This window comes from Huintestinicola butyrica (genome assembly GCF_025567215.1).
GTDB lineage: Bacteria > Bacillota > Clostridia > Oscillospirales > Ruminococcaceae > Huintestinicola > Huintestinicola butyrica.
Map to the genome: position 1 here is coordinate 87561 of NZ_JAOQKB010000012.1, position 3878 is coordinate 91438.

The window sequence follows — 3878 nt, forward strand, 5'->3', positions numbered from 1 at the left end:
CATGAAAATGTTTTTGCTTAAATTGAAATATTATATTCATTTGCAAGCTTTTAAATTTTCGGTGCAGGCGGCTTTGGGATTTTTAATCTGTCGGCTTTAGTATTACAAGACTTTACCGCAAGTGAAAAGATTTCGTCCTCTGCGGAGGACGACCAGATGGCTCTGCCCTCTGGACACCCGCAAGCCTTTCGGGAAAAAGGCTTGACCCAAACCCTTTACCTTGCTCTCATTTGTGCTGACTTTTAACTTTGCTTATCACCCTATCATATGCCGACAGGCGCAGGTTTTTCCTGTGCCTGCTTTTTTTATGAATTTCTCCCCTCCGCTTATTGCAGAAGTTTCGGTTTGCCTCTGCAAACAGTTATTATAACTTGTCCGCCACAGAAAAACAGTAGTATTTCACAAAGAGACACGAAATTTGCATTAAAATTTGTCTTATATGTCGATTGATTTTTTTTCCAAGTTCGGATATAATTATTATATTGTGTCTCTGTATCATTTTGGAAGATGAACGGGCGCTTTTGAATGAGTATATTTTTTCTTAGCCGCTCAGCGGCGGAATGGAGTTCGTATATGGATACTAAGGTTGTAAAGTTCGGCGGAAGCTCTCTCGCCGACGCAGGACAGTTTAAGAAAGTTGCCGACATCGTTCTTGCAGACCCCGCAAGAAGATTCGTTGTCGCTTCCGCTCCCGGAAAGCGCTTCAGCGGCGATATCAAAGTCACCGATATGCTCTACGGCTGCTATGACCTGGCTGTAAAGGGCGAAAGCTTTGACAAGGAGTTTGCCGCTATCGAGGAGCGCTTCGACGGCATCATCTCCGAGCTGGGCATTGACCTTTCTCTCGAAACAGAATTTGCTAACATCAAGAACGCATTTGCCCACAGAGCAGGCCGTGACTACGCTGCAAGCCGCGGCGAATATCTTAACTCCATCGTTCTGGCAAAGTATCTGGGCTACGATTTCGTTGACCCCGCAGGCTATATCAGATTTGACGAAAAGGGCTCCTTTGACCTTGAGACAACACGCGCTCTGCTTGCTCCCAAGCTTGCTTCCCTTGAGCACGCTGTTATCCCCGGTTTCTACGGCTCAATGCCCAATGATACCATCAAGACCTTCTCCAGAGGCGGCTCCGATGTTACAGGTTCTATCGTTGCAAATGCTGTCAACGCTGTTCTTTATGAGAACTGGACTGACGTAAGCGGCTTCCTTATCTGCGACCCCAGGATCGTTGACCACCCCAAGCCTATCACAACTATCACCTACAGAGAGCTGAGAGAGCTTGCATACATGGGCGCTACCGTTCTCCACGAGGACGCTATCTTCCCTGTAAGACAGGCAGGCATTCCCATAAACATTAAGAACACCAACCACCCCGAGGACAGAGGCACTCTCATCGTTTCCGACACTGCCGAGACCAGCAAATACACCATCACAGGTATTGCGGGCAAGAAGGGCTTCTCCGTTATCCAGATCGAAAAGGATATGATGAACTCCGCAGTTGGCTTCGGAAAGAATGTTCTCCGTGCCCTTGAAAAGAGCAACGTATGCTTCGAGCATATGCCCTCAGGCATTGATACAATGAGCGTCGTTGTAAGCAGCGAGGCTATCATCGGCAAGGAAAAGACCATCATTGACGAGATAAACAACAGATGCCACCCCGACAGGATCGAGATTGAGAACAATCTTGCTCTTATTGCCGTTGTGGGCAGAGGCATGAGAAAGGCGAGAGGTACTGCGGGCAGACTGTTCAGCGCCCTTGCACACGCAAGAGTCAATGTTAAGATGATCGACCAGGGCTCCTCCGAGCTTAACATCATCATCGGCGTTGAGGAAGAGGATTTCGAGACAGCAACAAGAGCTATCTACGATATGTTCGTTCTTCCCCAGGAGTAATTTAAAAAGAAAGGCGGCTGAAAATATGGGCGATATAAACAGCCTGTATGAGGCATACACTGCCAACAACAAAATAGACCCCAAATATTACGAGAAGTTCAATGTAAAGAGGGGCCTCAGAAATCCTGACGGTTCAGGCGTTATGGCAGGCGTTACAAATATATGCAACGTTCACGGATACGTTATCAACGAGGGCGAAAAGTCCCCCGATGAGGGAAAGCTGGTTTTCAGAGGCTACAACATAAATGACCTGGTTTCAAATGTTGTTGCCGAGAACCGTTTCGGCTACGAGGAGATAGCTTATCTTCTCCTTGGCGGCAAGCTTCCCACTGAGCATCAGCTGGAAAATTTCAGAGAGCTGCTGGACAACAACCGTGAGCTTCCCGAGGGCTTCTTTGAGGATATGATACTCAAGGCTCCCTCCAAGAACATCATGAACAAGATGTCCCGTGCGGTGCTGGCGCTTTACTCCTATGATGATGTGCCCGATAATACCGAGGTAAAGCACGAGGTAGATACAGCCGTCTCCATTATCGCAAAAATGCCTGTTATCATGGTATCCGCTTACCATGTAAAGCAGAGATATTATAACCACAAGTCAATGTTCATGCACCCCCTTATCCCCGGTCAGTCCACAGCGGAGACCATTCTTTCGATGCTCCGTCCCGACAGGCAGTTCACCGATGAGGAAGCAAAGCTCCTGGATGTTATGCTCATGCTCCACGCAGAGCACGGCGGAGGAAACAACTCCACCTTTACCTGCCGTGTGCTCACATCTTCGGGCACCGACCCCTATGCGGCATATTCCGCAGCTATCGGCTCACTGAAAGGCCCCCGTCACGGCGGCGCTAACCACAAGGTTATTCAGATGCACCAGTACATAAAGGAAAACGTAAAGAACTGGGACGATGAGGGCGAGGTCGCAGATTTCCTGAGGAAAATTCTCCGCAAGGAAGCAGGCGACGGCACAGGACTTATCTACGGTATGGGTCATGCGGTATATACCCTTTCCGACCCCAGAGCCGTTATCCTGAAGCAGAACGCAGCAAAAATGGCTATCGGCAGCGAGTTCGAGGCAGAATACCGTCTGCTGGAGATGATCGAGCGCCTTACTCCCGAGCTTTTCAAGGAAGTAAAGGGTGACGAGAAGAAGATGTGTGCCAACGTGGATATGTACAGCGGCTTTGTTTACAAGATGCTGGGCATTCCCGAGGATCTGTTCACACCTCTCTTTGCCGTTTCCAGAATGGCAGGCTGGTGCGCTCACCGCTTTGAGGAGAGCATGACAGGCAAGAGGATAATCCGTCCTGCATACAAGAGTGTAAGCAAGGAAAAGGCTTATATTCCTCTTAACAACAGATAAAATAAGCATATTGGGCTTTTGCGGCATTGAACTGCAAAAGCCCTTTTTGGTTTATAGGGGGCGATTTGCCAGACTTACGTGTGATAAGCAAAATGGAAAAGTCAGCACAAATGAGAGCAAGGTAAAGGGTTTAGGAAGTCCATTGAGGGCAGAGCCATCTGGTCGCTGTTGCCGCAGTGGTAAACTAAGTTTACTTGCAAAATACTTTTACTGACTGGTACAGTAATTAAGCTTGTAACGGACAATATATCCAATTCCCACCGCAGAGCCAAACAAAACTAACAGCAGATACTCGATATGTAAACGCCAGACCGCAAATGAGAGGGGCGGCGGTGAAAGGTACGAAACAATATTCGATATAGAAGGCAAACAAAACAGTTAAAGACAAACTGCAAAAGCGGGCTTAGTGGGGGTGAGAGGGTAGGGAAGAGGAGTGCAGAGGAGAAACCGTAGGAGAGAGGGGGGAATGCCCGCTTTTGTTGGGTTTTGGTTTCCTCCCTCTCTCCTTAGGTGTCTCCTTTGCATGGTACGGACATATTAAATTGAAATGTAGAATAGTCCGTACCTGCGCCTTACGGCGGAAACTGAATTGCAATTTCTGCGAAATTGCTCTCAGTTT

2 protein-coding genes are annotated in these 3878 nt (G+C 48.1%); both read left to right on the plus strand.

The window, feature by feature from the left end:
• The first annotated feature begins 573 nt into the window (after positions 1-573).
• Entirely contained in the window at positions 574-1896 is a 1323-nt protein-coding gene (locus OCV68_RS11925; protein ID WP_262572908.1) for an aspartate kinase, read from the plus strand.
• A 25-nt stretch (positions 1897-1921) separates the two neighbouring features.
• Positions 1922-3259 (plus strand): citrate/2-methylcitrate synthase, encoded by a 1338-nt coding sequence (locus OCV68_RS11930; RefSeq protein WP_262572910.1) that lies wholly within the window; start codon positions 1922-1924, stop codon positions 3257-3259.
• The last annotated feature ends 619 nt before the right edge of the window (positions 3260-3878 follow it).